Annotated in this window: 30 protein-coding genes; 5 read left to right on the plus strand and 25 right to left on the minus strand. The window is 70.7% G+C overall.

Going from position 1 to position 26,603, the window contains the following annotated elements:
* Window positions 1–10: 10 nt before the first annotated feature.
* The 13 genes from nuoK to AB0H64_RS08875 all read right to left on the minus strand — a co-directional run bounded on the left by nuoK (window position 11) and on the right by AB0H64_RS08875 (window position 12,407).
* Entirely contained in the window at window positions 11–307 is a 297-nt protein-coding gene (gene nuoK / locus AB0H64_RS08815) for an NADH-quinone oxidoreductase subunit NuoK (RefSeq protein ID WP_310707225.1), read from the minus strand.
* Window positions 304–1,062: an NADH-quinone oxidoreductase subunit J gene (locus AB0H64_RS08820; protein WP_357621795.1), complete on the minus strand. Its 759-nt coding sequence runs from the start codon at window positions 1,060–1,062 to the stop codon at window positions 304–306. The genes nuoK and AB0H64_RS08820 overlap by 4 nt, the downstream gene beginning before the upstream one ends.
* Complete coding sequence (nuoI, locus tag AB0H64_RS08825; RefSeq protein ID WP_357621797.1) at window positions 1,055–1,570, minus strand: NADH-quinone oxidoreductase subunit NuoI; 516 nt, start codon at window positions 1,568–1,570, stop codon at window positions 1,055–1,057. The genes AB0H64_RS08820 and nuoI overlap by 8 nt, the downstream gene beginning before the upstream one ends.
* A complete protein-coding gene (gene nuoH, locus AB0H64_RS08830) occupies window positions 1,557–2,858 on the minus strand; it encodes an NADH-quinone oxidoreductase subunit NuoH (protein WP_357621800.1) in 1,302 nt (433 codons plus the stop codon). The genes nuoI and nuoH overlap by 14 nt, the downstream gene beginning before the upstream one ends.
* Window positions 2,855–5,242, minus strand: coding sequence for an NADH-quinone oxidoreductase subunit G (locus AB0H64_RS08835; RefSeq protein ID WP_357621802.1), 2,388 nt, complete (start codon window positions 5,240–5,242; stop codon window positions 2,855–2,857). The genes nuoH and AB0H64_RS08835 overlap by 4 nt, the downstream gene beginning before the upstream one ends.
* Entirely contained in the window at window positions 5,239–6,528 is a 1,290-nt protein-coding gene (gene nuoF / locus AB0H64_RS08840) for an NADH-quinone oxidoreductase subunit NuoF (protein ID WP_357621804.1), read from the minus strand. The genes AB0H64_RS08835 and nuoF overlap by 4 nt, the downstream gene beginning before the upstream one ends.
* Entirely contained in the window at window positions 6,525–7,181 is a 657-nt protein-coding gene (gene nuoE, locus AB0H64_RS08845) for an NADH-quinone oxidoreductase subunit NuoE (protein ID WP_357621807.1), read from the minus strand. The genes nuoF and nuoE overlap by 4 nt, the downstream gene beginning before the upstream one ends.
* On the minus strand, window positions 7,178–8,506 hold the full coding sequence (locus AB0H64_RS08850; protein WP_357621810.1) for an NADH-quinone oxidoreductase subunit D: 1,329 nt from the start codon (window positions 8,504–8,506) through the stop codon (window positions 7,178–7,180). The genes nuoE and AB0H64_RS08850 overlap by 4 nt, the downstream gene beginning before the upstream one ends.
* Window positions 8,503–9,108, minus strand: a complete 606-nt coding sequence (locus AB0H64_RS08855) for an NADH-quinone oxidoreductase subunit C (RefSeq protein WP_310707527.1) — start codon at window positions 9,106–9,108, stop codon at window positions 8,503–8,505. The genes AB0H64_RS08850 and AB0H64_RS08855 overlap by 4 nt, the downstream gene beginning before the upstream one ends.
* Before the next feature lie 86 nt (window positions 9,109–9,194).
* Window positions 9,195–9,746, minus strand: coding sequence for an NADH-quinone oxidoreductase subunit B (locus AB0H64_RS08860; protein WP_175591133.1), 552 nt, complete (start codon window positions 9,744–9,746; stop codon window positions 9,195–9,197).
* Window positions 9,747–9,748: 2 nt separating this feature from the next.
* Window positions 9,749–10,144, minus strand: a complete 396-nt coding sequence (locus AB0H64_RS08865) for an NADH-quinone oxidoreductase subunit A (RefSeq protein ID WP_310707233.1) — start codon at window positions 10,142–10,144, stop codon at window positions 9,749–9,751.
* A gap of 76 nt (window positions 10,145–10,220) precedes the next feature.
* Window positions 10,221–11,483: a geranylgeranyl reductase family protein gene (locus tag AB0H64_RS08870; protein WP_357621814.1), complete on the minus strand. Its 1,263-nt coding sequence runs from the start codon at window positions 11,481–11,483 to the stop codon at window positions 10,221–10,223.
* 207 nt (window positions 11,484–11,690) lie between these two features.
* On the minus strand, window positions 11,691–12,407 hold the full coding sequence (locus AB0H64_RS08875) for a demethylmenaquinone methyltransferase (RefSeq protein WP_357621816.1): 717 nt from the start codon (window positions 12,405–12,407) through the stop codon (window positions 11,691–11,693).
* 77 nt (window positions 12,408–12,484) lie between these two features.
* On the opposite strand from AB0H64_RS08875, the gene AB0H64_RS08880 reads away from it, so the two are divergent.
* Entirely contained in the window at window positions 12,485–13,693 is a 1,209-nt protein-coding gene (locus AB0H64_RS08880) for a hypothetical protein (protein WP_357621819.1), read from the plus strand.
* On the opposite strand, the gene AB0H64_RS08885 is transcribed toward AB0H64_RS08880, so the two are convergent.
* On the minus strand, window positions 13,690–13,908 hold the full coding sequence (locus tag AB0H64_RS08885; RefSeq protein ID WP_357621822.1) for a DUF4229 domain-containing protein: 219 nt from the start codon (window positions 13,906–13,908) through the stop codon (window positions 13,690–13,692). The genes AB0H64_RS08880 and AB0H64_RS08885 overlap by 4 nt on opposite strands.
* A gap of 255 nt (window positions 13,909–14,163) precedes the next feature.
* Here AB0H64_RS08885 and AB0H64_RS08890 point away from each other — a divergent pair, with 255 nt between their 5' ends.
* On the plus strand, window positions 14,164–14,385 hold the full coding sequence (locus AB0H64_RS08890) for a BldC family transcriptional regulator (RefSeq protein WP_026214226.1): 222 nt from the start codon (window positions 14,164–14,166) through the stop codon (window positions 14,383–14,385).
* Window positions 14,386–14,521: 136 nt separating this feature from the next.
* Here the strand turns inward: AB0H64_RS08890 and AB0H64_RS08895 are convergent, their stop codons facing one another.
* Together AB0H64_RS08895 and AB0H64_RS08900 are read right to left on the minus strand one after the other, a co-directional pair.
* A complete protein-coding gene (locus tag AB0H64_RS08895) occupies window positions 14,522–14,842 on the minus strand; it encodes a hypothetical protein (RefSeq protein WP_357621825.1) in 321 nt (106 codons plus the stop codon).
* A 10-nt stretch (window positions 14,843–14,852) separates the two neighbouring features.
* A complete protein-coding gene (locus AB0H64_RS08900; RefSeq protein ID WP_357621827.1) occupies window positions 14,853–15,890 on the minus strand; it encodes a hypothetical protein in 1,038 nt (345 codons plus the stop codon).
* Window positions 15,891–16,075: 185 nt separating this feature from the next.
* Between AB0H64_RS08900 and AB0H64_RS08905 the strand changes: the two genes are divergently transcribed.
* Window positions 16,076–16,381, plus strand: a complete 306-nt coding sequence (locus AB0H64_RS08905) for a PLD nuclease N-terminal domain-containing protein (RefSeq protein ID WP_357621829.1) — start codon at window positions 16,076–16,078, stop codon at window positions 16,379–16,381.
* 119 nt (window positions 16,382–16,500) lie between these two features.
* Here AB0H64_RS08905 and ccsA read toward each other — a convergent pair whose 3' ends face one another.
* The 6 genes from ccsA to AB0H64_RS08935 all read right to left on the minus strand — a co-directional run bounded on the left by ccsA (window position 16,501) and on the right by AB0H64_RS08935 (window position 22,030).
* Window positions 16,501–17,442, minus strand: coding sequence for a cytochrome c biogenesis protein CcsA (gene ccsA, locus AB0H64_RS08910; RefSeq protein WP_357621832.1), 942 nt, complete (start codon window positions 17,440–17,442; stop codon window positions 16,501–16,503).
* Entirely contained in the window at window positions 17,432–19,012 is a 1,581-nt protein-coding gene (locus AB0H64_RS08915; protein WP_357621835.1) for a cytochrome c biogenesis protein ResB, read from the minus strand. The genes ccsA and AB0H64_RS08915 overlap by 11 nt, the downstream gene beginning before the upstream one ends.
* Window positions 19,012–19,734, minus strand: coding sequence for a cytochrome c biogenesis protein CcdA (locus AB0H64_RS08920; protein WP_357621837.1), 723 nt, complete (start codon window positions 19,732–19,734; stop codon window positions 19,012–19,014). The genes AB0H64_RS08915 and AB0H64_RS08920 overlap by 1 nt, the downstream gene beginning before the upstream one ends.
* Window positions 19,727–20,320 carry a TlpA disulfide reductase family protein gene (locus AB0H64_RS08925; protein WP_357621840.1) on the minus strand — a complete coding sequence of 198 codons (594 nt, stop codon included), beginning with the start codon at window positions 20,318–20,320 and terminating at the stop codon, window positions 19,727–19,729. Before AB0H64_RS08925 ends, AB0H64_RS08920 begins: the two co-directional genes overlap by 8 nt.
* A gap of 90 nt (window positions 20,321–20,410) precedes the next feature.
* The gene (locus AB0H64_RS08930; protein ID WP_357621843.1) at window positions 20,411–21,052 is read right to left on the minus strand and encodes a histidine phosphatase family protein; all 642 of its coding nucleotides are present in this window, start codon (window positions 21,050–21,052) and stop codon (window positions 20,411–20,413) included.
* A 57-nt stretch (window positions 21,053–21,109) separates the two neighbouring features.
* Complete coding sequence (locus AB0H64_RS08935) at window positions 21,110–22,030, minus strand: LysR family transcriptional regulator (RefSeq protein ID WP_357621845.1); 921 nt, start codon at window positions 22,028–22,030, stop codon at window positions 21,110–21,112.
* 183 nt (window positions 22,031–22,213) lie between these two features.
* Between AB0H64_RS08935 and AB0H64_RS08940 the strand changes: the two genes are divergently transcribed.
* The gene (locus tag AB0H64_RS08940) at window positions 22,214–23,116 is read left to right on the plus strand and encodes an EamA family transporter (protein ID WP_357621848.1); all 903 of its coding nucleotides are present in this window, start codon (window positions 22,214–22,216) and stop codon (window positions 23,114–23,116) included.
* A gap of 39 nt (window positions 23,117–23,155) precedes the next feature.
* On the opposite strand, the gene AB0H64_RS08945 is transcribed toward AB0H64_RS08940, so the two are convergent.
* Together AB0H64_RS08945 and AB0H64_RS08950 are read right to left on the minus strand one after the other, a co-directional pair.
* Complete coding sequence (locus AB0H64_RS08945; protein WP_357621851.1) at window positions 23,156–23,653, minus strand: cupin domain-containing protein; 498 nt, start codon at window positions 23,651–23,653, stop codon at window positions 23,156–23,158.
* A gap of 35 nt (window positions 23,654–23,688) precedes the next feature.
* Complete coding sequence (locus AB0H64_RS08950; RefSeq protein ID WP_357621853.1) at window positions 23,689–24,057, minus strand: DUF4267 domain-containing protein; 369 nt, start codon at window positions 24,055–24,057, stop codon at window positions 23,689–23,691.
* Window positions 24,058–24,406: 349 nt separating this feature from the next.
* On the opposite strand from AB0H64_RS08950, the gene AB0H64_RS08955 reads away from it, so the two are divergent.
* Window positions 24,407–25,183, plus strand: coding sequence for a neutral zinc metallopeptidase (locus AB0H64_RS08955; RefSeq protein ID WP_357621856.1), 777 nt, complete (start codon window positions 24,407–24,409; stop codon window positions 25,181–25,183).
* Window positions 25,184–25,266: 83 nt separating this feature from the next.
* On the opposite strand, the gene hemL is transcribed toward AB0H64_RS08955, so the two are convergent.
* Entirely contained in the window at window positions 25,267–26,556 is a 1,290-nt protein-coding gene (hemL, locus tag AB0H64_RS08960; protein WP_357621858.1) for a glutamate-1-semialdehyde 2,1-aminomutase, read from the minus strand.
* Window positions 26,557–26,603: the final 47 nt, after the last annotated feature.

The following is a 26,603-nucleotide window of genomic DNA, read 5'->3' on the forward strand; positions in this document are numbered from 1 at the left end:
CAGTCACCTCTTAGTACTTCAGCAGGTTGGCGTCGTCAACGGACGCGGACCTGCGGGTTCGGAAGATCGTCACGATGATTGCCAGGCCGACGACGACCTCGGCCGCGGCCACCACCATCACGAAGAACGCGATGATCTGGCCTTCGAGGTTGCCGTTCTGGCGGGCGAAGGTGACGAACGCGAGGTTGCAGGCGTTGAGCATGAGCTCGACGCACATGAACACCACGATCGCGTTGCGCCGGATGAGCACGCCCATCGCGCCGATGGCGAACAGCAGGCCCGAGAGGACCAGGTAGTGCGTGGTCACTTGGAGTCCTCCTCGGCCTTGTGCTGGATGGCCTCGGCCAGGCGCGGGTCGTCGGGGAGGTGGCCCTCCTCGACGTCGTAGCGCGCGATGTAGCGGTTGACCGAGTCCCCCGCGACGGTCCCGTCGGGCAGCAGCGCCGGCATGTCGATGGCGTTGTTGCGCGCGTACGTGCCGGGGCCCGGCAGCGGCGACGGCCGGTCGCCGCGGAAGCGCGCCCGGGACAGGTCCTTCTGCGTGGCCTTCTCGGTGAGCCGCTCGCGGTGCGCCAGCACCATCGCGCCGAGCGCCGCGGTGATCAGCAGCGCCGAGGTGATCTCGAACGCGAACACGTACTTGGTGAACAGCAGCAGTGCCAGCGACCGGATGTAGCCGGCCGTGCCGACCGCGCCCTCCAGGCCCGCCTGCGGCGCGAAGACCGCGTTGCCGAAGGCCAGGATCACCAGCACGGCGAACCCGATGGCCGCGATCGCCGCCCAGAACCGCTGACCCTTGATCGTCTCGACCAGCGAGTCGGACGAGTCGACGCCGACCAGCATGAGCACGAACAGGAACAGCATCATGACGGCGCCGGTGTAGACGATGATCTGCACCGCGGCCAGGAACGGCGCGTCCTGCACGGCGTACAGCACGGCCAGGCAGAGCATCACGGTGCCGAGCATCAGCGCGGAGTAGACGGCCTTCCGGTTGAAGACCATGCCGAGCGCCGCGCCGACGGATACGACGGCGAGCACCCAGAACGTGATGGTCTCACCCATTGGTCCGTCCCAGCCGGTAGTAGTCCTCTTCGGTCTCGCCGAGCCGCATGGGGTGCGGCGGCTGCTCCATGCCGGGCGTGAGCGGCGCGAGGAGCATCTCCTTGGTGTAGATGAGGCTCTCGCGGCTGGTGTCGGCCAGCTCGTACTCGTTGGTCATCGTGAGCGCCCGCGTGGGGCACGCCTCGATGCAGAGACCGCACAGGATGCAGCGCAGGTAGTTGATCTGGTACGTGCGCCCGTAACGCTCGCCCGGGGAGAAGCGCTCCTCGTCGGTGTTGTCCGCGCCTTCGACGAAGATGGCGTCGGCCGGACACGCCCAGGCGCACAGCTCGCAGCCGACGCACTTCTCCAGGCCGTCGGGCCACCGGTTGAGCTGGTGGCGGCCGTGGAAGCGCGGAGCCGTCGGCCGCTTCACCTCCGGGTAGTTGACCGTGACGGGCTTCTTGAACATCGTGTGGAAGGTGACCCCGAAGCCCTTGACGGGGTTCAGCCAATCAGTTAGTCCCACTGGGAATCTCCTTGTGCTGCACCCCGTGGTAGTGCGGCAGATCGAGCGGCGGCACCGGGAAGCCACCTGCCGCCGGGTCGCTGGTCAGCTCCTCGAACTCGGCCTCGACCTGGGCCTTCTTCGCTTCCCTGCGCCGCTGGTTGACGGTGTCGAACCGGAGCCAGATGGCGATGGCCCCGATGACGATGACCACGCCGAGCCCGATGGACAGCATCGAGGTGTCCTTGTTGACCACCACGTTGCGGACCGCCGCGACGATGAGGATCCAGGCCAGGTTGACCGGGATCAGCACCTTCCAGCCCAGGGACATGAGCTGGTCGTAGCGCACGCGCGGCAGGGAGGCCCGCACCCACACGATGAAGCAGAACGTGAGCACGAACTTGATGAAGAACCACAGGACCGGCCACCAGCCCTGGTTGGCCCCCTCCCAGAGGGAGATGGGCCAGGGCGCCCGCCAGCCGCCGAGGAACAGCGTCACCGCGATGCCGGAGGCGGTGAACGTGTGAAGGTACTCGCCCATCATGATCAGGGCGAACTTCAGGGAGGAGGAGTACTCGGTCTGGAAGCCGCCGACCAGCTCGCCCTCACCCTCGGGCAGGTCGAACGGGATGCGGGCGGCCTCGCCGAACATGCAGACCACGTAGACGAGGAACGACGGGATCAGCAGGACCGCGTACCAGGTCTGCTCCTGCGCCTTGACGATCTCCGAGGTGGACAGCGTCCCGGCGAACAGGAAGACGCCCACGAAGGACAGGCCCATCGCGATCTCGTACGAGACCACCTGCGCCGCCGACCGCAGGCCGCCGAGCAGCGCGTACGGCGAGCGGGACGACCAGCCGGCGAGCACCACGCCGTAGACCGAGATGGCGCCCATGGCCAGCATGAACAGCACGGCCACCGGCAGGTCCACGAGCTGCAGCGGCGTCTGCACGCCGAACAGGTTGACCACCGGCCCGATGGGCACGATCGAGAAGGCCAGGAACGCCGGGACCACCATGATGACCGGGGCCAGCAGGTAGAGCACCTTGTCCACGGTCCGCGGGAAGAGGTCCTCCTTCAGGCCCATCTTCAGGCCGTCGGCCACGGACTGGAGCAGACCGAACTTGCCGGCCCGGTTGGGGCCGTAGCGGTTCTGCATCCGCGAGATGAGCTTGCGCTCGAACCAGACGCCGAACAGGACGCCCAGCATCAGGAAGACGAAGAGCAGCACGGCCTTGATGATGGTGATCCAGAGCGGGTCCTTGCCGAAGTCGGCGAGGGTCGGATCGGCCGCGAGAACGTGGTTCATGAGGCGCTCCCGATGGTGACGATGTCGCCGGCCACCGCGCGCAGGTCGCGGGTGACCGAGCAGCCGCCGGAGTTCGCCGGCACCCAGATCACGCGGTCGGGCAGGTCCGCGACGCGGACCGGCAGCGTGACCGGGTTCGGGCCGGGGCCGCCGACGACGAGCTTGTCGCCGTCCACGACGCCGATCTCCGCCGCCGTGCTCTCCGAGACCAGCGCCTCGGCGGCGCGGGCGGTGCCCGCGAGGTAGGGCTCGCCGTCCTGCAGCCGGCCTTCGTCCAGCAGCAGGTGCCAGGTCGCCAGCACCGCCTGGCCGGCCGCCGGGGCGGCCTGCGGGCGGGTGGAGACTCCGGGGGCGGCGACGCGGGTGCCGCGCCAGGCGCCGATGGCGCTCAGCTCGCGCCGGACGGTCTTGGCGTCCGGCAGGCCGAGGTGCACGTCCATGCGGTCGGCGAGGTTGCCGAGGACGACCAGCTCGCTCTGCAGGCCGGGCACCTTGAGCGGCGCCTCGAACGTGCGTCCGCGGCCCTCCCAGTTGACGAACGTGCCGCCCTTCTCCTGCACGGCGGCGACCGGCAGGACGACGTCGGCCCGGTCGGTGACCGCGCTGGCGCGGATCTCCAGGCTGACGATGAACGGCGTGCGCTCCAGGGCGTCCAGCGCGGCGGCCGGGTCGGCCAGGTCGTAGGGGTCGACCCCGGCGACGACGAGCGCGTCGAGGTCGCCCTGCGCGGCGGCGGCCAGGATGCCGGCCGTGTCGCGGCCGGGGACGGCGGGCAGCGAGGAGACGTTCCACGCCCTGGCGATCTCCGCCCTGGCGCTCTCGTCCTCGACCGGCCGGCCGATCGGCAGCAGGTTGGGCAGCGCGCCCGCCTCGACGGCGCCGCGCTCACCGGCCCGGCGCGGCACCCAGGCCAGCCGGGCGCCGGAGGCGGCGCTGAGCCGGACGAGGGCCGACAGGGCGCCCGGGACGGTGGCGAGCCGCTCACCGGCGAGCACGACCGTGCCCTCGGGGAGGCTGCCGACCAGGTCGCCGATCGCGTCGGCCTCGCCGCCCGGGGCGGTGCGGATGAGCGTGCCGCCCATCTTGGCCAGGCCCGGGGTGGCGAACGGCGCGATGGCGGTGACCTTGAGGCCGCGCTTCATCCACGCCTTGCGCAGGCGCAGGAAGACGATCGGCGACTCCTCCTCGGGCTCGAACCCGACGAGCAGCACGCCGGGCGCGCTCTCCAGGTCGGCGTAGGAGATCTCGATGCCCCGTCCGGCGACCGCGTGGGCCAGGAACGCCGCCTCCTCGGCGGAGTGCGGCCGGGCGCGGAAGTCGACGTCGTTGGTGCCGAGGGCGACGCGGGCGAACTTGGAGTAGCCGTACGCCTCCTCGACCGTGACGCGCCCGCCGACGAGGACGCCGGCCCTGCCGCGGGCGGCGGCCAGGCCCTGGGCGGCGACGCTCAGCGCCTCCGGCCACGAGGCGGGCACGAGCACGCCCTCCTCGTTGCGGACCAGCGGGGTCTTGAGGCGGTCGGGCTGCGTGGCGTAGGTGAACGCCCAGCGGCCCTTGTCGCAGTTCCACTCCTCGTTGACCTGCGGGTCGTTGCCGGCGAGGCGGCGGGTGACCCGGCCGCGCCGGTGGTCGGTGCGCAGCGAGCAGCCGGACGCGCAGTGCTCGCACGCGCTCGGCGTGGAGACCAGGTCGAACGGCCGCGCCCGGAACCGGTAGGCGGCGCCGGTCAGCGCGCCGACCGGGCAGATCTGCACGGTGTTGCCGGAGAAGTAGGACTGGAACGGCGCGCCGTCGGCGACGCCCACCTGCTCCTTGGCGCCGCGCTCGAAGAACTCGATGAACGGGTCGCCGGCGATCTGGTCGGAGAAGCGGATGCAGCGGGCGCACTGGACGCACCGCTCACGGTCGAGCAGCACCTGCGTGGACAGCGGCAGCGGCTTGGGGAAGGTCCGCTTGTGCTCGTGGAAGCGGGACTCGCCCTGACCGTTGGACATGGCCTGGTTCTGCAGGGGGCACTCGCCGCCCTTGTCGCAGACCGGGCAGTCCAGCGGGTGGTTGAGCAGCAGGAACTCCATCGCCGCGCGCTGCGCCTTCTCGGCGACCGGCGAGGTGAGCTGGGTCTGCACCACCATGCCCTCGGCGACCTCGATCGCGCACGACGGCTGCGGCTTGGGGAAGCCGCGGCCGTTGCCCGCGTCGGGGATGTCCACGAGGCACTGGCGGCAGTTGGCCGCGGGGTCGAGCAGCGGGTGGTCGCAGAAGCGCGGGATCTGGATGCCCAGCAGCTCGGCCGCCCTGATGATCAGGGTGCCCTTGGGGACGCTGACCTGGAACCCGTCGATCGACAGGGTCACCAGGGTGGTCTCTACGGCGGTTGTTGTCACTGGTCACCCCAGAGAGTGGACTTCTTCGCGTCGAACGGGCAGCCGCCGACCTCGAAGTGCTTGAGGTACTCGTCGCGGAAGTACTTCACCGAGGAGTGGATCGGGCTGGTCGCGCCGTCTCCGAGGGCGCAGAAGGAGCGGCCCAGGATGTTGTCGGCGATGTCGGTGATCGTGACCAGGTCGTCCTCGGTGCCCTGTCCGGCTTCGAGCCGCTTGAGCACCTGCTTGAGCCAGTAGGTGCCTTCGCGGCACGGCGTGCACTTGCCGCACGACTCGTGGGCGTAGAACTCGGTCCAGCGCAGCACGGTGCGGACCACGCAGGTGGTCTCGTCGAAGATCTGCAGCGCGCGGGTGCCGAGCATGGAGCCCTTGGCGCCGACCGCCTCGAAGTCGAGCGGCACGTCCAGGTGCTCGTCGGTGAAGATCGGCGTGGACGAGCCGCCGGGGGTCCAGAACTTGATCTGGTGCCCCTGGCGGATGCCGCCCGCCATGTCGAGCAGCTCCCGCAGGGTGATGCCCAGCGGCGCCTCGTACTGGCCGGGCCGGGTGACGTGGCCGCTCAGCGAGAAGATGCCGAAGCCCTTGGACTTCTCGGTGCCCATCCCGGCGAACCAGTCGGCCCCGTTGGCGATGATCGAGGGAACACTCGCCACGGACTCCACGTTGTTCACGACAGTAGGCGAGGCGTACAGGCCCGCCACGGCCGGGAACGGAGGCTTGAGTCGAGGTTGACCCCGGAAGCCTTCGAGCGAGTCGAGCAGCGCCGTCTCCTCGCCGCAGATGTACGCCCCGGCGCCGCTGTGCACGACGAGCTCCAGGTCGTAGCCGGAGCCGAAGATGTCGGCGCCCAGGTAGCCCTTCTCGTACGCCTCGCGCACGGCCGCGTGCAGCCGGCGGATGACGTGCAGCACCTCGCCGCGCACGTAGATGAAGGCGTGGTTGGCGCGGATGGCGTAGGCCGTGATGATGACGCCCTCGACCAGCGAGTGCGGGTTGGCCATCATGAGCGGGATGTCCTTGCAGGTGCCCGGCTCCGACTCGTCGGCGTTGACGACGAGGTAGTGCGGCTTGCCGTCGCCCTGCGGGATGAAGCCCCACTTCATGCCGGTCGGGAAGCCGGCGCCGCCGCGGCCGCGCAGGCCGGAGTCCTTGACGGCCTGGATGACCGCGTCGGGGTCCATGCCGAGCGCCTTCTTGGCCGCCTCGTACGGCCCGTAGCCGTCGAGGGTGAAGGAGTCGGGACGGTCCCAGTTGGCGGTCAGGACGGGAGTCAGGGTGACGCTCATGCCTCTGGGGCCTTCCATCCGTTGGCCTTGGCGACCTTCAGGCCCTCCAGCGAGGCGCCGGCGGCCGACGGGCCCTCGCCCGCGAGGTCGTCGGGCAGGCCGGCGAGCACGCGCGAGGCCTCCTTGAAGGTGCACAGCTTCTTCGGGCCCCGGGTCGGCCGCACGTCCTTGCCGTCACGCAGGTCGTCCACGAGCTGCTTGGCCGAGTCGGGCGTCTGGTTGTCGAAGAACTCCCAGTTGACCATCATGACCGGGGCGAAGTCGCAGGCGGCGTTGCACTCCAGGCGCTCCAGCGAGACCTTGCCGTCGGACGTGGTCTCCTCGTGACCGACGCCGACGTGCTCGCTCAGCTCCTCCCAGATCTGGTCGCCGCCCATGACCGCGCACAGCGAGTTGATGCACACGCCGACGTGGTAGTCGCCGGCGGGCCTGCGCTTGTACATGGTGTAGAAGGTGGAGACGCCGACGACCTCGGCCTTGCTGAGTCCCAGCATCTCCGCGCAGAACTCCTGGCCGGCGTCGGAGACGTAGCCGTCCTCCGACTGCACCAGGTGGAGCAGCGGCAGCAGGGCGGAGCGCGCCTTGGGGTAGCGGCCGATGATCTCCTTGGCGTCCCGTTCGAGACGCTCACGGATTTCCGGTGCGTATGTCACCGGTCCACACCTCCCATGACGGGGTCGATAGAAGCCACCGCGGCGATGACGTCGGCGATCTGGCCGCCCTCCGCCATCGCGGGGAAGCCCTGCAGGTTGCAGAAGGACGGCTCGCGGAAGTGCACGCGGTAGGGGCGGGTGCCCCCGTCGCTGACCACGTGGGCGCCGAGTTCGCCCTTCGGCGACTCGATCGAGGCGTACGCCTGGCCGGCCGGCACCCGGAAGCCCTCGGTCACCAGCTTGAAGTGGTGGATGAGGGCCTCCATGGAGCTGCCCATGATGTGCGCGATGTGATCGGGCGAGTTGCCGAAGCCGTCGGGGCCGAGCGCGAGCTGCGCGGGCCAGCCGATCTTCTTGTCCTCGATCATCACGGGGTCGCCCTTGAGCGGGCCGGCGATGCGGTCGAGGGCCTGCTCGACGATCTTGAGCGACTCCTCCATCTCGCGCATGCGCACGAGGTAGCGGGAGTACACGTCGGCGCCGCGCTCGGTGGCCACCTCGAACTCGTAGGTCTCGTACCCGCAGTAGGGCTGCGACTTGCGCAGGTCCCACGGCAGGCCGGCGGCGCGCAGGATCGGCCCGGTGATGCCGAGGGCCATGCAGCCGGTCAGGTCGAGGTAGGCGACGTCGCGGGTGCGGCTGAGGTAGACCGGGTTGGCGTCGAGGAGCTTGCGGATGTCCTTGATCCGCTTGGGCATCTCCTTGAGGAACTCGCCGACCTTGTCGACCGCGCCCGCGGGCAGGTCCACGCTCACGCCGCCGGGGCGGATGTAGGCGTGGTTCATCCGCAGACCGGTGATGTACTCGAAGAGATCCATGATCATCTCGCGGTCGCGGTAGCCGAAGAGGAACGGCGTGGTCGCGCCCAGCTCCATGCCGAACGTGCCCATCGCGACCAGGTGCGAGGAGATGCGGTTGAGCTCCATCATCATGACCCGGATGGCCTGGGCCCGGTCCGGGATGCGGTCCTCGATGCCGAGGAGCTTCTCCACGCCCAGGCAGTACGCCGTCTCGTTGAAGATCGGCGACAGGTAGTCCATGCGGGTGACGAACGTGGTGCCCTGGGTCCACGTCCGGTATTCCATGTTCTTCTCGATGCCGGTGTGGAGGTAGCCGATGACGCCGCGCGCCTCGGTGACCGTCTCACCGTCGAGGGTCAGGACCAGGCGGAGCACGCCGTGCGTGGACGGGTGCTGCGGGCCCATGTTGACGACCAGGCGCTCGGTGTCGGAGTCGCGCACCCCGGCGGTGACGATCTCGTCCCAGTCGGCGCCGGAGACCGAGTAGACCTTGCCCTCGGTCGCCTCGTCGTAGCCAGTGGTCACGAGTATGCCCTCCTGTGGTCCGGCGAAGGCACCGTGGCGCCCCGGTACTCGACCGGGATGCCGCCGAGCGGGTAGTCCTTGCGCTGCGGGTGTCCGTCCCAGTCGTCCGGCATCATGATCCGGGTCAGCGCGGGGTGGCCGTCGAAGACGATGCCGAAGAAGTCGTACGTCTCACGCTCGTGCCAGTCGTGGCCCGGGTAGACGCCGACCGTCGAGGGGATGTGCGGGTCGGAGTCGGGGCAGCTCACCTCGACCCGGACGCGCCGGTTGTGCGTGATCGAGCACAGGTGCAGGACGGCGTGCAGCTCCTCGCCCGCCAGGTGCGGGTAGTGGACGCCGGACACGCCGAGCGACAGCTCGAAGCGCAGGGCCGGGTCGTCGCGCAGCTTCTGGCAGACCTCGACGAGGCGCTCACGCTTGACGTGCAGGGTCAGCTCGCCCCGGTCGACGACCACGCGCTCGATGGCATCGTCGAGGGCCAGGGTGTCGACGATCTCGTCAAAGTAGCTTCCGTACGGGCGGGGCGTGGAAAGCTGCGGCGCCCGCCGCACCACCAGGCCGCCGTAGCCGGAGGTGTCACCCGAGTCGGACGTGCCGAACATGCCGCGCCGGGCGACCGGCGCCTCGGGCACCTCCGGAGCCGCCGGGACCTCGGCCCCGGGGACCTCAGGGAGGTTGTCTGGGGAGGTCACTTGGCAGCCCCCTGGTCGATCAGCGGAAGCTGGCGCAGGGCCCGCAGTTCGAGCTCGTCGATCTGCTTGGCGCGGTGCGCGCCGAACTTCATGTTCTGGATCTTGTCGTGTAGCTTGACGATCGCGTCGATCAGCATCTCCGGCCGCGGCGGGCAGCCCGGCAGGTAGATGTCGACCGGCACGACGTGGTCGACGCCCTGCACGATCGCGTAGTTGTTGAACATGCCGCCGCTGGAGGCGCACACGCCCATCGCGATGACCCACTTCGGCTCGGCCATCTGGTCGTAGATCTGCCGCAGCACCGGGGCCATCTTCTGCGACACCCGGCCCGCGACGATCATCAGGTCGGCCTGGCGCGGAGACGCCGAAGCGCGCTCCATGCCGAAGCGCGCCAGGTCGTAGTGGGGGCCGCCGGTGGCCATCAGCTCGATGGCGCAGCAGGCGAGACCGAAGGTGGCCGGCCACACGGAGTTCTTGCGCGCCCATCCCGCGGCCTGCTCGACCGTGCTGAGGATGAAGCCGCTGGGGAGTTTCTCTTCAAGTCCCATTTTCAGTCCCAGTCCAGACCCTTGCGGCGCCACACGTACGCGTAGGCCGCGAGCACGGTGACGATGAACAGCAGCATCTCGACCAGCGCGAAGATGCCGAGGCCCGAGGCGAGCACGCGGCCGTCGTCGCCGTGCAGCGGGGCGAACGACACGGCCCACGGGTAGAGGAAGATGATCTCGATGTCGAACACGATGAAGAGCATCGCGGTCACCATGTACTTGAGCGGGAACCGTCCGCCACCGACCGGCTGGGGCGTCGGCTCGATGCCGCATTCGTAGGCGTCAAGCTTGGCGCGGTTCCAGCGCTTGGGTCCGGTGAAGGGAGCGATGGCGACCGAGAAGATCGCGAAGCCCCCCGCGAGAACGGCGAGCACCAGGATGGGCACGTAAAGGTCCATCGCTACGCCTCCTCTGGAGTCGCCGCGCGCGCGGGCGCGCAGCCTGGTCTATGGATGTGCCGGGTGTGTGCGGGATTCATGCTGGCGGCGCGACCTTCGAGAGTGCGTTGATGATCTTGTCTGACGCATTGCCCCGCCGGTCGGTGAGATTACCAAGGAGTTTGAGCGCGAAGCGCATCAGCCTCGGGTGCGGCAGACCATGGCGGGTGCCGAAGCTCATGACGCCGGGCTTGCCGATGGCCTCGACGAACCACCGGCCAAGGGTGAAGTACCCGCCGTAGGCGTCCTTCAGCACGTCAGGATAGGTGCGCAGGGTGCGCTCGCGCTGGGCCGGCGTCGTGTCCCTGCGCAGGGCCCGCTCGATGACCTCGGCCGCGATCTCGCCGGTCTCCATGGCGTACGCGATGCCCTCGCCGTTGAACGGGTTGATCGCGCCGCCGGAGTCGCCGACCAGGACGAGGCCGCGCGTGTAGTGGGGCTGCCGGTTGAAGGCCATGGGGAGCGCGGCGCCGCGGATGGGGGCCGTCATGTTCTCCTCGGTGAAGCCCCACTCGGCGGGCATCGCCCTGCACCACCGCTTGAGCAGGTCGCGGTAGTCGATGTTCTTGAACTGGGCGCTGGTGTTGAGCAGCCCGAGGCCGACGTTGGCGGTGCCGTCGCCGACGCCGAACACCCAGCCGTAGCCGGGCAGCAGCGTCTGGTCGTCCCAGAGCTCCAGCCAGGTCTCCAGGTAGTCGTCGTCGTGGCGGGGGCTGGTGAAGTAGGTGCGCACGGCCACGCCCATCGGGCGGTCCTCGCGCTTGTGCAGCCCCATGCCGAGAGCCAGCCGGGTGCTGTTGCCGTCGGCGGCCACCACGATCCGGGACCGGTAGGTCGCGCCGTCCTTGGTGGTCACCCCGACCACGTGGCCACTGCGGTCGTCGAGGACCGGGCCGGTGACGTTGACGCCCTCCATCAGCCGCGCCCCGGCCTTGACGGCGTTGGCGGCGACGATCTGGTCGAAGTCCTGGCGGGTGCGCACGAGGCCGAAGTCGGGGAAGCGCTCCAGCTGCGGCCAGTCGAGCTCGAAGCGCAGGCCGCCGCCGACGACCCGCAGGCCCTTGTTCCGCACCCAGCCGGGGGCGTCGATGTCGATGCCCATGTTCATCAGCTGCTTGACCGCGCGGGGCGTCAGCCCGTCGCCGCAGACCTTCTCCCGGGGGAAGGTGGTCTTCTCCAGGACCAGCACGTCGAGCCCGGCCCGCGCGAGGTGGAAAGCGGTGGCGGAACCGGCGGGACCGGCGCCGACGACGATGACATCGGCATCGTCGTCAGGCTTTCTGGCTGTGGGCACGGTCACTGGACTGTTCCTGTCCTACACGCTCGAAGGCCTCGGGGTGTCTGGCGCCTTCGTTCCTTTGTGAACCCCTTCACAAACTTGTCGGCCCGCAGTCTAACGCTTTTCCGGTACATAGTGGCAGTCGGGGCCTGCCGCTTTGACCAAACCGTCGCCGGAAGCGAATTTCGCTCATCCCCGTCCCGGCGCGTCCCGCATCGTGGACCCGGCTCAGGCCGGTTTGAACCCCCGATGGATGGCCACGATGCCCAGGTCGAGGTTGCGCCAGGCCACCCGCCCCCAGCCGGCCCCCTGCATCGTGCGGGCCAGGGTCGCCTGGTCGGGCCAGTCCCTGATCGACTCGGCGAGGTAGTCGTAGGAGGCGCCGTTGGACCCGAAGACGCGGGCCACCACGGGAAGAAGCCGCATCAGATACTGGCGGTAGACGAGATCGAAGGCCGGCAACGTCACGCGGGAGAACTCCAGCACGACCAGACGCCCGCCCGGCCTGGTGACCCGCAGCATCTCGCGCAGCGCCTGGGCGGTGTCGTGGACGTTGCGCAGCGCCACCGAGATGGTCACCGCGTCGAAGGAGTCGTCGGCGAAGGGCAGCCGCATCGCGTCGCCCGCGACGAACGGCACGCCCGGCCCGCTCAGCGCGTTGCCGCCGCGCCTGCGCACGCCGGTGCTGAGCATGCCCAGCGAGAAGTCGCACGCGATCGCGCGCGCTCCCAGCGTGGTGAAGGTGTCGGTCGAGGTGCCCGTGCCGGCCCCGAGGTCGAGGACCAGCTCGCCGGGCCCCGCGTCGACGGCATGGGCGACGGCCTTGCGCCACAGGCGCACCTGGCCGAGCGTGAGCACATCGTTCACGAGGTCGTAGCGCCGGGCGGTGCGATCGAACATCGCGGCGACCTCGTCCGGCTGCTTGTCCAACTGAGCGCGCGTCATGGGCCAAGCCTATGGCCACCACGACAATCAACGGAAAGTAAGCGTATGACCACGAAGAGTCTGCTAATACTTGGCGAATGTTTTCCCGAGTCACACTCGCAGCGCTCCTCGCGACCGCCCCCGTCCCGCAGGCCCGGGTGGTGTCGGCCGACCCGGTCGACACCACACCGCACGTCCTCGACGGCATCGTGAACGCGATCGCGCTGGTCGGCGGCACCGTCGTGGTGGGGGGCTCGTTCACCGAGGTCTCCGGCGCCGACCGGTCCGGCACGGTGGCGCGCGACAACCTGTTCGCCTACGACCTGGCCACCGGGCGGATCCTGCCCGGCTTCGCGCCGGAGGTCGACGGCCCCGTCCACGCCCTGGCCGCCGGCGACGACGGCACGGTCTACGTGGGCGGCGACTTCCCCGAGGTCGACGGGGCGCCCGTGGGGCCGCTGACGCGGCTCAGGCTGGCCGACGGGGCCGCGGTGCCGGGCTTCGCGCCGCGGATCACGGGCGGCATGGTGACCACGCTGGCCCGGCGCGGCTCCCAGGTGTACGCCGGAGGCGACTTCACCGCGCCCCGCACGGCGCTGGCCCGGCTGGACGCCGTCACCGGGGCGGCCGACCCGCGCTTCGCGATCACACCCGGGGCTCCGCTGACGCCCAAGGTGAAGGTCACCGCGCTGGCCGCGACGGCCGACCGGTTGGTGGTCGACGGCAGCTTCACCACCCTGGGCGGGCGCTCACGGCCCCAGCTCGGGCTGATCGACGTCACCGGCCCCACGGCCCGGGTCGCGCCCTGGCGGACCACCGCGTACGCGCCCGCGTGCATGCGCGCGTTCCCCTCGTACGTGCGCGGGCTCGACGTCTCACCGGACGGCCGCTACTTCGTGGTCGTCACCACGGGAGGACCGCGCAGCGGCCGGCTGTGCGACTCGGCCGCCCGGTTCGAGACGTACGCGACGGCCTCCGAGGTGCGGCCCACCTGGGTCAACAGCACCGGCGGCGACTCGCTCTACGCGGTGTCGGTGACCGGGGCGGCCGTCTACGTGGGCGGCCATCAGCGCTGGATGAACAATCCCGGCGGCCACGACACGGCCGGACCGGGCGCGGTGCCCCGTGAGGGGATCGCGGCCATTCACCCGATGACAGGTAAGGCGCTCAGTTGGAATCCCGGGCGGGAGCGCGGCATCGGGGTGAAGGCGTTTCTGGCCCACCCCGGCGGACTACTGGTTGGTAGCGACACGACGAGACTCGGACGGGAGTACCATGCCCGGATTGGCATGTTCCCCCTGCCCTAGTCGTCGCTCGGCTTCGGCCGGTCGATCTTGTTGGCCAGGCGCGTGCTCATGGCGTCTCGCTGCTTGGACAGCACCACCAGGCTCGCGAAGCCGCTGACAAAGAAAGACGCCAGCAGCAGCAAGAAGATGTTATGCAGGCCGAGCAGGGCAAGCAGACCCATGGTCACGATAAAGAGACCGATCCGCGACGCGGTGTAAACGAGAACGGGACGCACACGTCGAGGTTACTCGCCGGCTAGTGCGGTCGCTCTTCGCATCCAGCGCGAGCGCTGCTACTGTTCCCAGTCAGGGAGTTTCGTAAAGAAACACCCACGAGAGCCCCAAAGAGGCTCTATCATATAACAATCGGGCAGTCAGCTGATAACAACCCGTGATCTTTGTCGAAAACCACGGATAAATCAGGCTTCGCTCGACACACTTGTTACCTGTCCGCCCGCTGGCAGGAAGCGGGATGCGAGGGGGAGAGATTGGTGGAGAGTAGCAGCGAGCGTCTGCTGACCCCAGGAGAGGTTGCCGCCCTCTTCCGGGTAGACCCAAAGACGGTTACACGCTGGGCTGCGGCAGGCCGCATCAGCAGTATCCGCACCCCCGGAGGGCACCGGCGCTTCCGCGAGTCGGAAGTGCACGCCCTTCTCCGAGGCGAGGACGTCCTTACGGCCGATCGGCCGGCAGGCGAGTCCCCGCGCGTCTGACGTTCCGTCTTCGGTGATCCTGCGCGCCAGGATCACCGCGGCGGGATGCCGTTCTGGATAGGTACGGCACGCCGGGCGCCAACCGCTGACCGTGGCTGGCGCCTGTCAGGACGTTCCCCGGCCATCGGCCGGGCGGCTAGGTCTCCTCCTGCTCCACCCAGGACCGCCCCGCGTTCTCCGCCCCGAGTTGCTCCGCCCGGGCCCGCCCCGCGTTCTCGGCCCCGAGCTGCTCCCCCCGGTACGCCAGGAACTCCCGCTCCAACTCGTCGTTGCCCGCCTGCCACCTGCCGCGCCGCTCGGCCAGCTCCTCCTCGGTCAGCGACTCGGGCAGCCATCGGTCGTAGTCGGGGTCGCCGGGTTCGAGGTCCACGTACGCGTTCGCGATGAGGCGCCCGTCTTCGCTGGTCAGGGTCCGCGGCACGCGCAGGGTCCCGTCAGCGAGCCGGATGACGTACATGGCTGATCACCTAGATTCCGTAGCGCCGGTTGAAGAACAGCATGACGTCGAGCGCCATCCGCGTGTCGCCGTTCAGCATGTCGACGAGCGCCGGACGCTGCCGCGAGGCGATCGCGGCGAAGGCGTCGGCGAAGAACTCCTTGCGGCCGAGGCCGCCCCCCTGCCGGTGGAAGGCCGAGGCCAGCAGCGGCGTGGCCTTCTCGTACAGGGCCACGAACTCCGGCGAGTCGGACACCCAGTCACCGTACGTGGAGTCGATGTCGTCGATGGCGTGACCCACCTCGTGCATCATCACGTCCGGCGTCGGCGACGGCCGGTCCCCCACCACGATCTTCCGGTCGCCGTACGCGCCGGCGCAGATGTCCCAGGTGGCGCGGCCCGAGGGCAGCGGGGCGCCGCGCAGGTAGCCCATGTCGTCGAGGTCCGGGACCCCGCCGGGGCCCACGTAGATGCCCTCCAGGCCATCGGCCAGCAGGTCCTTGAGCCGTTCCGGGAGCCTGGCGAGGCTCTCCACGGCCCGGATCACCTCCGGCGTCGGCGGGCCGAGCCGGGCGTCCCACTGGCGGTGCAGGACCGCCTCCAGCCTGCCGCAGTGACGCAGCCCGTCGTCCAGGGACGGGGCGTCGGGCCGGTTCGGCTGGGCTCGGGGCGGCAGGTCGTCGAGCTCGAAGTCGTACCAGGTGTACTGGGGGCGCTCCACCACGGCGGCCGGTAACTGCTCGGGCGCCTCCCACCTGCGCCGCCGCTCCCACAGGCGGGGCGTCTCGCCGTGCCCAGGCGGCGCCCGGTGCGACTCGCGGGCCGCCCTGTCACGCTCCAGCCGGTCCCGCTCCAGCCGGTCACGTAAGGAGCGGCCCTCCGTCCCGCGGGCGGGCTCGCGTGGCGACTCCTGTACCGGGCGGTCCGGGCGACGGAGGGACGGGGCGCCGTAGGCCCAGAAGGAGCGGTCGGCGTTTGGGGGCGCCTCGCTGCGCCGGGAGAAGAGGTACGAGCCACGCCGCCACCAACGACCCCGCCGATGGCGGCCCTTGTCGTTAGAAAAGGCCATCGCACCTCTCCACGCGCACCTCTCCACGCCGTGGCGCCCGCGCGAGCCGCCGGACGGCCGTAGGGCGCCGGCCGGCGAGGGGCTCCGCTGAATCTGTTCCACGGTACGACGCGGATCATCGCGAGTCACCCGAAATGGTGCATGTGGCTGACACGATCACGTCGCAGATGGCTTACAGTTCGGGCATGGCAGGTGTCGTAATCGGCCTGGCGCTGCTGGCCTTCTGGCTCTATTCGCTGTTCGACCTCATCACCACCCCCGAGGAGGAGGTCAGGAACGTCCCCAAGACCCTCTGGCTGCTGATCGTCGTGCTGGTGCCCTTCGCGGGCGGGCTGTTCTGGATGCTGCTCGGCCGCCCCCAGGGCGCGCGTACGGCGGAGCGGGCGCCCCGGCGGCGGCCCGACGCGGCCCCCGCCCCCATCCCCAAGGGCCCCGACGACGACCCCGAGTTCCTGCGCGAGCTCGACCGCCGCATGCGCGGCGACGACTGACCGGCTGACCGGCTCAGCGATCGGCTGGCTGACTCGTCAGCCGGCCGGCTGACGGGCCGACCCGGCGCCCCCGCGAAGCGACGGCACCCCCCTCCCGCTCGCCCCTCCGGCTCACGAGCTCATGAGCTCACGTCGGCGTAGCTGTGCAGCCCGCTGATGAAGATGTTCACGCCGATGAGGTTGAACAGCAGGCAGGCGAAGGCGATGAGCTGCACGATCGTCGCCGCCCGGCCGCGCCAGCCCGCCGTGACCCGCGCGTGCAGGTAGGCGGCGTAGGCGACCCAGGTGATGAACGCCCAGACCTCCTTGGGGTCCCAGCCCCAGTAGCGGCCCCACGCCTTGTCGGCCCACAGCGCGCCGGCGATGACGGCGAACGTCCACACCGGGAACGCCAGGACGATCACCCGGTGCGCCACCCGCTCCAGGTCGGCCCGCGACGGCAGCCGTGACAGGCCGTCGCCGCGCACCAGGTAGAGGATGCCCGCGACGCCCGCGAGGATGAACAGGCCGCTCGCCAGGATCGCCGCCGTGACGTGGATGGCCACCCAGTACGAGTTGAGCGCCGGCACCACCGGGCCCGCGGCCGTGTAGAGGACCTTGACCGCGAAGCCGAGCCCCAGCGTCGCCGTCACCATGACGAACGCGCCGAGGAAGCGCGCGTTCTGCCGGAACTGGATGGCGAGGAACGTGGTCACCGCGGCGAAGCAGATCGCCACCACGAACTCGTACATGTTGCCCCACGGCCACCGGTCCACGGACAGGCCGCGGGTGACGATGGCGGCGAGATTGGCCGCCCAGCCCAGCCAGCCCAGCGCGAGCGCGGCGACGCCCGCCTTGGGCGCCCAGCTCGGCGACTCCACCCCGGCGGGCACGGCCGCGTCAGCGTCGCCGGTGTCCCCGCCGCCCACGGTGACGGGCACCTTGGCGCGGGCGGCCGGAGCGTCGGCCCGGGCCCGCCCGAAGGCCAGCTCCAGCGCGAAGCCGACCATGGAGAAGAGGTAGAGCAGCACCGCGGCGACGACGAAGAGGTCGCTCACCTCGGCCAGTCGGTCAGCGGACATCCTTGTCTCCAGCAGATAGAACCTTCACGATGTCGTCGAACTCCTCGGCGAAGCCCGCGGCGGAGCCCTCGGTGCGGGTCAAGCCGCCCACCTCGACCGTGCCCTTCTCGCCGGCGCCGTCCTTGCCGCCGATCCGCACCCACACCCTGCGACGGCGGATCGTCAGCGACGCCGCGATGGAGACCGTCGCGAGGGCGGCGGCCAGCAGCGCGGGCACCCGGCCGGGGTCGTACGCGACCTGGAGGGTGATCCATTCCCTGACCCCGGTGAACTCCAGCTTGCCGGCGCCCTTCGGCAGGTCGAGCGACTGGCCCACGGGCAGCGGCTTCGGCACGGAGGTGCCCATGACCAGCGGCTTCAGCTTCTTCATGAGATCCGGCGGCGCCAGCTGGTACACCGACTGGGGGCGGCCGGAGCGCACCCCGAAGTCGCCGGTGAACGCGCCGAGCACCTGCACCTCGGGCTGGAGCTCGCCGGGGAAGGCGGAGGCGTAGGTGCCGTCGGTCAGCGGCACGCTCGTCGGCAGGAACCTCAGCAGGAAGCCGAGCTGCCCGGGCCGGGCGTCGGGCGCCTTGACCACGCAGCCCGAGGTGAGAGTGGGCTTGTGCTCGATGAGGCAGGGCACCGGCCCGTCGAAGGCGACCTGCCCCTGTCCGTCGGTGACCTTGAACACGGGCGCGTAGCCGTGCCCGATGAGGTACGTCTGCGTGCCGTTGATCTCCAGCGGCTCGTTGACCTTCAGCTCGTAGTCGCGCGCCGGCGCCGTCGGCGAGTCGTTGACCCGCAGGTACGCCGAGTAGTCGAGCTCCTGGCCGCGCTTGTCGCCCTGGACCTGGTAGGTGGCCTTGAAATCCTTGAGCTCGAACGAGAACGGCTCCAGCGACTCGGCCGACACCTCGCGGCCCGGGATGAACCGGTCGTAGTTGGCGACGGTGTTGGCGAAGCCGTCGCCCTCGACGACGAGCACGTTGCCCCGGTAGCCGTACAGGGAGCCCATGCCGACCGCCACGAGCAGACCGAGCAGCGAGATGTGGAAGAGCAGGTTGCCCGTCTCCCGCAGGTAGCCCTTCTCGGCGGCCACCCACCCGTCGCCGGTGTCGACCCGGAAGCGGCGGGCGCGCAGCCGCCGGGCGGCCTCCTCGACCGTCAGGTCGCCGGCGAAGGCGGCGTGGTGCGGCAGCCGCGCCAGGTTGCGCGGCGCGGCGGGCGGCCGGCGGCGCACCTCCCGGAAGTAGGTGGCGGTGCGCGGGATGATGCAGCCCACCAGCGAGGTGAACAGCAGCAGGTAGATCGCGGCGAACCACACCGAGGTGAAGACGTCGAAGAGCTGGAAGCGGTCGTACCACTCGGCCAGGGCCGGGCTCTGCTGGAAGAGCCGCGCGACCTTGTCGGGCTCGACGCCGCGCTGCGGCACCAGCGAGCCGGGCACCGAGGCCAGCGCGAACAGGAACAGCAGGATGAGGGCCGTCTTCATGGAGGTGAGCGTGCGCCAGGCCCAGCGCGCCCAGCCCAGCGCGCCGAAGCCCGCGGGCCGCGGCGCCTGCTCCTTCTCCAGCTCCTTGACCGCCATCAGATCACCGGCCTGAACCCGCCGACGAGCCCCTGCATGCTTGCGATCATCTCTCCCCACAGGCCGGTCACGAGCAGCAGTCCGACGGCGACCATCATGCCGCCGCCGATCCGGGTGATCAGCCGGCTGTGCCGGCGGACGGCGCGGAACGTGCGCAGCGCCTTGCTGTAGGCCAGGGCGGCGGCCACGAACGGCAGCCCCAGCCCCAGCGCGTACGCCACGGCGAGCAGGGCGCCCCGGGACGCGCTGCCCTCGTTGAGCCCGAGCGCCAGCACCACGGCCAGCGTCGGGCCGATGCACGGCGTCCAGCCCAGCCCGAACACCACCCCGAGCAGCGGCGCGCCGGCCAGCCCCGCGGCCGGCATCCGGTGGATGCGCACGTCGCGCATGAGCCCGGGCAGCACGCCCAGGAAGGCCAGCCCGAGCAGGATCGTGACGACGCCGAGCACCCGCGTGATGACGTCGGCGTTGACCATCATCATCGAGCCGAGCCCGCCGAACAGCGCTCCCCCGGCGACGAACACCACCGCGAACCCGGCCACGAACAGGGCCGTGCCCAGCACGAGCCGCCCCCGCTTCGGGTCGGCGCTCATGCCGGTCACGTACGACAGGTAACCCGGCACCAGCGGCAGCACGCACGGCGACAGGAACGACACGACCCCCGCGAGGACCGCGATCGGCACGGCCAGCAGCAGCGAGCCGGAGGCGACGACGTCACTCATCGCGGACCTTGGTCACGGTGTCCATCAGATCCTGGTAGCGCACGGCGCCGAGCGCGCGGGCGGCGATGCGGCCCTGCTCGTCGATCACCAGCGTGGACGGGATGGCGGCGGGCGGGACCGTGCCCTGGAAGGCCAGCGCCACCTTGCCCGGCTGGTCGAAGATGCTCGGGTAGCCGGTCTGCTCGGTGCGCTCGAAGGCCAGCGCGTCGGCCTGGCGGTCCTTGAAGTCGATGCCGACGAACTCGACGCCCGAGCCCTTGGTCTTGGCGGCGACGTCCTTGAGCACCGGCGCCTCGGCCCGGCAGGGCCCGCACCAGGAGGCCCAGAAGTTGAGCACCACGACCTTGCCCTTGTGCGCGGCGAGGGAGGCGGTGCCGCCGTCGAGCGTCTTCCCCTCGATCGCGGGGGCGGCCTTGCGCTCGGCCGCGGCGAACACCTGCATCGTGCCGTCGCCGGCGACGAAGCGCGTGTCGCCCGCCTGGGGCTGCCCGTTCTGGCTGCCGGCGCAGCCCGTCGCCGTGACGGCCAGGACGGCCAGGAGGGCGAGCGAGCCGGCGGGACCGATGGAGACGGACTTCGCGCGCACGGGGAAGATCTCCTTGCACTACAACCGGTAGAGCTTGCAACTCTACCGGCGGGACCGGCCGCCCCGGACGCTGGGGGCGCCGCGGGAGGATCAGGCCCCCGGGATCGTCGGCCCCTTGACGAGCGAGCCGGCCGGCTCGCTGTAGCCGACGCTGACCAGGCGGTTGCCCTCGAAGGTGAACGTGGTGAGGCTGGCCAGCGCGCACTGCCTGCGCCGCGGGTCGTGCCAGAGCCTGCGGCGGCCCTCGGCCGCCATCCGGATCGCCCAGATGGGGAGCTGGTGGCTCACCAGGACCGCCTCATGGCCGCGCGCCGCGTCCCTGGCCTCCTCCACGATCGAGCGCATCCGCTTGATGATCACGGGGTACGGCTCGCCCCAGGACGGGCGCATGGGGTTCCAGAAGTAGCGGTAGTTGCGCGGGTTGCGGAAGATCGTCAGCCCCTGCCCGACCATGCGGCCTTCGAGCAGGTTGGCGGCCTCGATCAGCCGGTCGTCGGTCGTGACCTCCAGGCCGAGGGTCGCCGCCAGGGGCGCCACGGTCTCCTGGGCGCGCTCCAGCGGGGAGCAGTAGAGGGCGACGATGTCACGTGAGGCCACCGCCTTGGCGACGGTCTCGGCCATCAGCCGGCCGGTGTCGGACAGGTGGTATCCGGGGAGCCGGCCGTAGAGGATGCCGTTGGGGTTGTGCACCTCGCCGTGACGCATCAGGTGGACGACGGTGGTTTCAGCCATGATGAGCGACAGCCTATCCGCTCCACCCTCGACGCCGGCAGCGTGGTTCCCGGCGTTTCAGACGGTGGCCCAGGCGTTCTCGTGGGTGCGGCTGGCGTGGCTCAGGGCCTCGACCGCGGCCCTGATGGCGGGGCGGCGGGCCGCGTCCGTGCGCCAGATCGCGTAGATCCGCCGCGACTGCCGGGGCCGCAGCGGCACGACGGTGGCCCCCTGGGGCACGAGGTCCCTGCCCAGCCTGGGGATGATCGCGCACCCGAGGCCGGCCGCGACGAGGGCCATCTGCGTCGGGTACTCGTCGGCCATGCATGAGATGTCCGGCTCCAGGTCGGCGCTGCGCAGTGTGAAGACGAGCCAGTCGTGGCAGACAGTGCCGGGCGAGGAGCTGATCCACTGCTCTCCGCTCAGCGCGGCCAGCTCGATCTCCTTGCTGCCCGCGAGCGGGTGGCCGCTGGGCAGCACCACGTCGGCGATGTCGTCGAGCAGCGTCGCCTTGGACAGCCCGTCGGGGATGGCCATCGGGCGGTTCATCCAGTCCTGGATGACGCCGAGGTCCAGCTCGCCCCGCGCCACCTCGCGCACCACGCGCTCGGGCTCGCGCTCGTTGAGCACGACGTGGAGGTCGGGGTGGCGGGCGCGCAGCCCCGTGAGCGCGCCGGGCATGAGGCCGCGGGTCGCCGTGGGGAAGGCCCCCATGTGCAGGCGGCCGACGACCGCGCCGCGCAGCGCCTCGAAGTCGGCCTCGGCGGTCTCCACGAGGGCGAGGATGCGCTCGGCGTGCTCGGCCAGCAGGCCCGCGGCGTCGGTGAGCCGCACCCCCCGGCCGTTGCGCTCCACCAGGCGGGCGCCGGTCTCGCGTTCGAGCTTGGCGATCTGCTGGGACACCGCCGAGGGCGTGACCATGAGGGCCTCGGCCGCCGCGCCCACCGATCCGTAGACGTGGACGGCGTGCAGAGCCTTGAGCCGGTTCAGGTCCAACATGTAAGCCAGCCTAAAGGGTTTAGCGTAGGAAGTCTCGCTTGTCCTTCACTCTGTAGCGTTGGAAAATATATGCATGCGAATCCTTAAGCAGAAGAAGCAGTCCGCCCCCTCGTTCTCCTACCTCCAGACCCTGGCCGAGCAGGCCAGGGAGCAGCGCGTCCGCTACCAGAAGCCGCGCTCTGCGTGACCCCGCGTCACCTGGCGCTCGCCATCGGCCTCGCGGCCGTATGGGGTGTCAACTTCGTGGTGATGCAGGTGGGCCTGCATCACTTCCCGCCGCTGCTGTACGCCGGGCTCAGGTTCGCCCTGGCCGGGTTCCCCGCCCTGCTCCTCGTGGGGCGGCCCCAGGTGCCATGGCGCTGGGTCGCCGGCGTCGCCGCGGCGATCGGGGTCGGGCAGTTCGGCCTGCTGCTCATGGGCATGCGGGCCGGGATGCCCGCCGGCTTGACCTCCCTGGTCCTGCAGGCCCAGGTGGTCTTCACTGTGATCTTCGCGGTGCTGATGCTGGGCGAGCGGCTCACCGCGCGGCGCACGACCGGCCTGGCCGTGGCCTTCGCCGGGCTCGCCCTGGTCGCCTTCGACTTCGGCCTCTCGGGGCCCGCCGGCGCCTTCGCCCTGTGCGTGGCGGCCGCGGCGGCCTGGGGCCTCGGCAACGTCATCCAGCGCAAGGCCGCGCCGCCCGACTCGCTGCGGTTCATGGTGTGGGTGAGCGCCCTGTCGGCGCCCCCGCTGCTCGCGCTGTCCCTCCTCGTGGAGGGCCCACCGCGCCTCGCCGTCCCGGCGGAGGGCTGGCTGTCCCTGGCGTACGTCGCCTTCGTGTCCACGCTGGGCGGGTTCGGCGTGTGGGGCTACCTGCTGCGCCGCTACGACGCCTCGGCCGTCGCGCCGTACACACTGCTCGTGCCCGTCTTCGGGCTGTCGTCCGCGGCCCTGCTGACGGGCGAGCCGCTGTCGTGGCCCAAGCTGACGGCCGGGGCGCTTATCGTGGCGGGCGTCCTGTACGCGGGGAGCCGCCCCCGTTCCCGTGGGCACGTCTCCCTGTCGCCGGCGCCCTCCGCGTCGCGGACACCGGCGCCTCGCCCCTGACCCCCGCTCGGCCGAGCCGGCCGGGGTCCCGCGGCGGGGTCATGCCGTACGGGCACGGTCCCAGATCTCGCTGGTCCTGAAGTAGGTGTCGTAGAGCTCCTGGACGTCCAGCAGGCTCTCCGGCGGCACCTTGCCGTACGCGATGCGCTCCAGGTGGCGGAAGTACTCGAACCGCTCGACGCCCGGCGTGATGACGATGAGCAGGTCCGCGTCCTCACCCGGCGCGGCGGCGAAGGCGTGCGCGACGTTCGGCGGCACGACGACCAGGTCACCGCGCTCGGCCGTCACGACCTGCTCGCCGGACAGGAGCTGGGCGGTGCCGTCCAGCACGTAGAACAGCTCGGCCGATCCGGCGTGGTGGTGCGGCTTGGCGCCGTCGGCGCCGTCGGTCAGCGTGACGCGCTGGGTGGACAGCGCGCCGCCGGTGGAGCCGCTGTCGGCCAGCAGGCGGATGGTGGTCGGGGCCCGACCGATCACCTCGGCCTCGGCGGAGCGGACGATCACGGACTCGCTGAAGCTCGGGACGACGAGAGACATCTGGGGACTCCTTGCGTGGCGTAGGGGGTTGCGACTCAGACGAGGAAGAGCAGGACGGCGCTGATCAGCACGACCACGGCGGTGGCGAAGTGGATGCCGAAGGCCACCGCCTTGGTGCCGCCGTGGCGGAGCACGATGACGGTGTCCGCGAAGGGCATGATCGCGACGACGAGCATGAACCACGCCTCGGCGCGGACTCCCACGAAGACCAGCAGGGCCAGACCCACGAGGCCGTAGGTGGCGTCACGCATGCCCTTGATCGTCAGGTAGGCGGAGTCGCCGTCCTTGGCCGGGACGCCGTAACCCGCGGCGGCGGCCTGGGGCTGCAGGAGGAAGCGGGCCCCGATGAAAAGGATGAACAGGTCGAGGACGACAGCGAGCCCGTAGGCGATGGGGGTGAGCACGACGATCTCCGTTCGATACATTTACTAGCGGCGCTAGCAACGAGATCGACACTATCAGAGCGTGGACAGAATCTCTAGCGGTGCTAGGAGCGAGACATGTCGATTCGGACGCGCCGAGAGCGCGAGCGGCCTGCACGGGTTGGCGACGCTCACGCGGGGCGGCAGGCTGCCCCGTGAGCGGCACCCCCAGCGGATCGCCCTCTTCCTGAGCCGTTTCACCCGCTGAGACCCCGCGCGGGCGCGGCCGGCAACAAATGCCCTTTACGGGTTAGGCAGCCATTCATTCGCCGACAGCCGCCTTCGCAAATATGGTCGGCAATCAAGGTCATCTGACCCTAAGATGCCCTTCATGCGTTTAACCCCCCTTGTTGTGGCATGCGCGCTTTTCTCCCTTCTGCTCTCCGGAACGGCCCAGGCATCCGTTTACCCCATCAGGGACCCGGACCTCACCAAGAACAAGCTGTACGCCACCGGCGACCTCGAACCTGGCGAGTGCCGCGAGCCGGACGTCAAGCGCAACGACGTCCCCTCCGCCAAGCGGTACCTCACGACGGTGCTGAGCTGCCTCAACACCTCCTGGGGGGCTCATTTCGAGCGCGCCGGCCTGCCGTTCAGGAAAGCCAGGGTCGGTTTCATCACCAAGCCGCGGCGATACTGCGGGCACGCCTGGGGCAAGTACACCGCGGCGACATACTGCGGCGCCGAGCGGCGCTTCGTCGTCCTCCTCGATGACGACACCCTCGACGATCCCTGGGACCTGTTCCTGTTCCAGGTGGCCGCGCATGAATACGGCCACCATATTCAGAACATCACCGGTATGGACGCGGCGTTCGACCGCTACCCGTACAAGGGGAAGAAAGAGCTGAACGAGCAGATCCGGCGCTACGAGCTCCAGGCGGAGTGCCTGGGCGGCGCGTTCGTCGGCAGCGTCTGGGCGTCCCTGGACCGCACGGAGGCCGACTGGAAGGAGCTCCTGTACGTGACGCGGCAGAGCGGCGACGAGTGGACCAAGGCCGCCGACCACGGCAAGGGCCGCAACATGGCCGCCTGGCTGGACAAGGGCTTCCGAGCCGCCTCACCGCAGGCGTGCAACACCTGGACGTCCCCGAGCTCCAAGGTCTCCTGACCGGCCCGCGCCGCTCTCGTGGCGGCGCCGGCCTCCGCCGCCCACCGGCGCGTGAAGCGACGGGCGGGCGGGCGGCAGTCCGTCTAGCGGGCCGCGGCGGCGGCCTTGGCGGCGATCGGCAGGGCCTCGGCCACCCGGCCCACGGCCTCCTCGTCGTGCGACGCCGACAGGAACCACGCCTCGTACGCCGACGGCGGCAGGTAGACCCCCTGGTCCAGCATCGCGTGGAAGAAGGCGCGGTAGGCGGCGACGTCCTGGGTGCGGGCCTGGTCGAAGTCCGTCACGTCGGCGTCGGTGAAGAAGATCGAGAACAGGTTGCCGGCCCGCTGCAGCCGGTGCGGCACGCCCTCGGCGGCCAGCGCCTCCGAGGCCGCCCGGCCGACCTCCAGGGCCGCGGCGTCGACCCTGGCGTAGACGGCCTCGTCCAGGAGGCGCAGCGTGGCCAGGCCGGCGGCGACGGCCAGCGGGTTGCCCGACAGCGTGCCCGCCTGGTAGACGGGCCCCTCGGGCGCGAGGTGGGCCATGACGTCGGCCCGGCCGCCGAAGGCCGCCGCCGGCAGCCCGCCGCCCATGACCTTCCCGAACGTCATCAGGTCGGCCTCGACCGGGTCCAGGCCGTACCAGCCGGCGGGAGAGACGCGGAAGCCGGTGAGGACCTCGTCGGCGATGAGCAGCGCCCCGTGGGCGGTGCACAGCTCGCGCAGCCGCGCGTTGAAGCCGTCGCGCGGCGGGACGACGCCCATGTTGGCGGGGCACGCCTCGGTGATGACGCAGGCGATCTCGGCCGCCGCGAACGCCGCCTCCACCGCCTCGATGTCGTTGTACGGCAGCACGATGGTGTCGGCGGCCGACGCCCCCGTGACGCCCGGTGTGTCCGGCAGCCCGAACGTCACGACGCCCGAGCCGGCCGAGGCGAGCAGCGCGTCGACGTGCCCGTGGTAGCAGCCCGCGAACTTGATGATCTTGGAGCGGCCGGTGAAGCCGCGGGCCAGGCGCACCGCGCTCATCGTCGCCTCGGTGCCGGAGCTGACCAGGCGGACGCGCTCGACCGGGCCGACCCGGCCGACGATCTCCTCGGCCAGCTCGACCTCGCCCTCGGTGGCGGCGCCGTACCCGAAGCCGTGCGAGACCGCCTCCGTGACCGCCTCGACGACGGCCGGATGGCGGTGGCCGAGGATCATCGGCCCCCAGGAGCAGACGAGGTCCACGTAGCGGTTGCCGTCGACGTCGGTGACGTAGGGGCCCTCGCCGGACGCCATGAATCGCGGGGTCCCGCCGACCGCGCCGAACGCGCGGACCGGCGAGTTGACGCCTCCCGGCACGAGGGCGCGGGCGCGGTTGAACAGGTCCTCGGACTTCTGTGTACGGCTCACGCGCTCCAGGTTAGCCGCGGGGGGCGGTGGTGCCCGCGGCACCGTAC

This window comes from Nonomuraea sp. NPDC050733, assembly GCF_040654215.1.
Classification (GTDB): Bacteria; Actinomycetota; Actinomycetes; order Streptosporangiales; family Streptosporangiaceae; genus Nonomuraea.

What these genes read in the sequence shown, in the direction of transcription:
- AB0H64_RS08880 (WP_357621819.1), top strand. Translation starts at nt 12,485, where the DNA reads ATGTTTTCCCGAGTCACACTCGCAGCGCTCCTCGCGACCGCCCCCGTC.
- nuoF (WP_357621804.1), bottom strand. Translation starts at nt 6,528, where the DNA reads ATGAGCGTCACCCTGACTCCCGTCCTGACCGCCAACTGGGACCGTCCC.
- AB0H64_RS08905 (WP_357621829.1), top strand. Translation starts at nt 16,076, where the DNA reads ATGGCAGGTGTCGTAATCGGCCTGGCGCTGCTGGCCTTCTGGCTCTAT.
- AB0H64_RS08875 (WP_357621816.1), bottom strand. Translation starts at nt 12,407, where the DNA reads ATGACGCGCGCTCAGTTGGACAAGCAGCCGGACGAGGTCGCCGCGATG.
- AB0H64_RS08865 (WP_310707233.1), bottom strand. Translation starts at nt 10,144, where the DNA reads ATGGACCTTTACGTGCCCATCCTGGTGCTCGCCGTTCTCGCGGGGGGC.
- AB0H64_RS08820 (WP_357621795.1), bottom strand. Translation starts at nt 1,062, where the DNA reads ATGGGTGAGACCATCACGTTCTGGGTGCTCGCCGTCGTATCCGTCGGC.
- AB0H64_RS08915 (WP_357621835.1), bottom strand. Translation starts at nt 19,012, where the DNA reads ATGGCGGTCAAGGAGCTGGAGAAGGAGCAGGCGCCGCGGCCCGCGGGC.
- AB0H64_RS08945 (WP_357621851.1), bottom strand. Translation starts at nt 23,653, where the DNA reads ATGTCTCTCGTCGTCCCGAGCTTCAGCGAGTCCGTGATCGTCCGCTCC.
- AB0H64_RS08895 (WP_357621825.1), bottom strand. Translation starts at nt 14,842, where the DNA reads ATGTACGTCATCCGGCTCGCTGACGGGACCCTGCGCGTGCCGCGGACC.
- AB0H64_RS08935 (WP_357621845.1), bottom strand. Translation starts at nt 22,030, where the DNA reads ATGTTGGACCTGAACCGGCTCAAGGCTCTGCACGCCGTCCACGTCTAC.
- AB0H64_RS08955 (WP_357621856.1), top strand. Translation starts at nt 24,407, where the DNA reads ATGCGTTTAACCCCCCTTGTTGTGGCATGCGCGCTTTTCTCCCTTCTG.
- AB0H64_RS08900 (WP_357621827.1), bottom strand. Translation starts at nt 15,890, where the DNA reads ATGGCCTTTTCTAACGACAAGGGCCGCCATCGGCGGGGTCGTTGGTGG.
- ccsA (WP_357621832.1), bottom strand. Translation starts at nt 17,442, where the DNA reads ATGTCCGCTGACCGACTGGCCGAGGTGAGCGACCTCTTCGTCGTCGCC.
- AB0H64_RS08920 (WP_357621837.1), bottom strand. Translation starts at nt 19,734, where the DNA reads ATGAGTGACGTCGTCGCCTCCGGCTCGCTGCTGCTGGCCGTGCCGATC.
- AB0H64_RS08930 (WP_357621843.1), bottom strand. Translation starts at nt 21,052, where the DNA reads ATGGCTGAAACCACCGTCGTCCACCTGATGCGTCACGGCGAGGTGCAC.
- nuoH (WP_357621800.1), bottom strand. Translation starts at nt 2,858, where the DNA reads ATGAACCACGTTCTCGCGGCCGATCCGACCCTCGCCGACTTCGGCAAG.
- AB0H64_RS08860 (WP_175591133.1), bottom strand. Translation starts at nt 9,746, where the DNA reads ATGGGACTTGAAGAGAAACTCCCCAGCGGCTTCATCCTCAGCACGGTC.
- AB0H64_RS08855 (WP_310707527.1), bottom strand. Translation starts at nt 9,108, where the DNA reads ATGTTCGGCACGTCCGACTCGGGTGACACCTCCGGCTACGGCGGCCTG.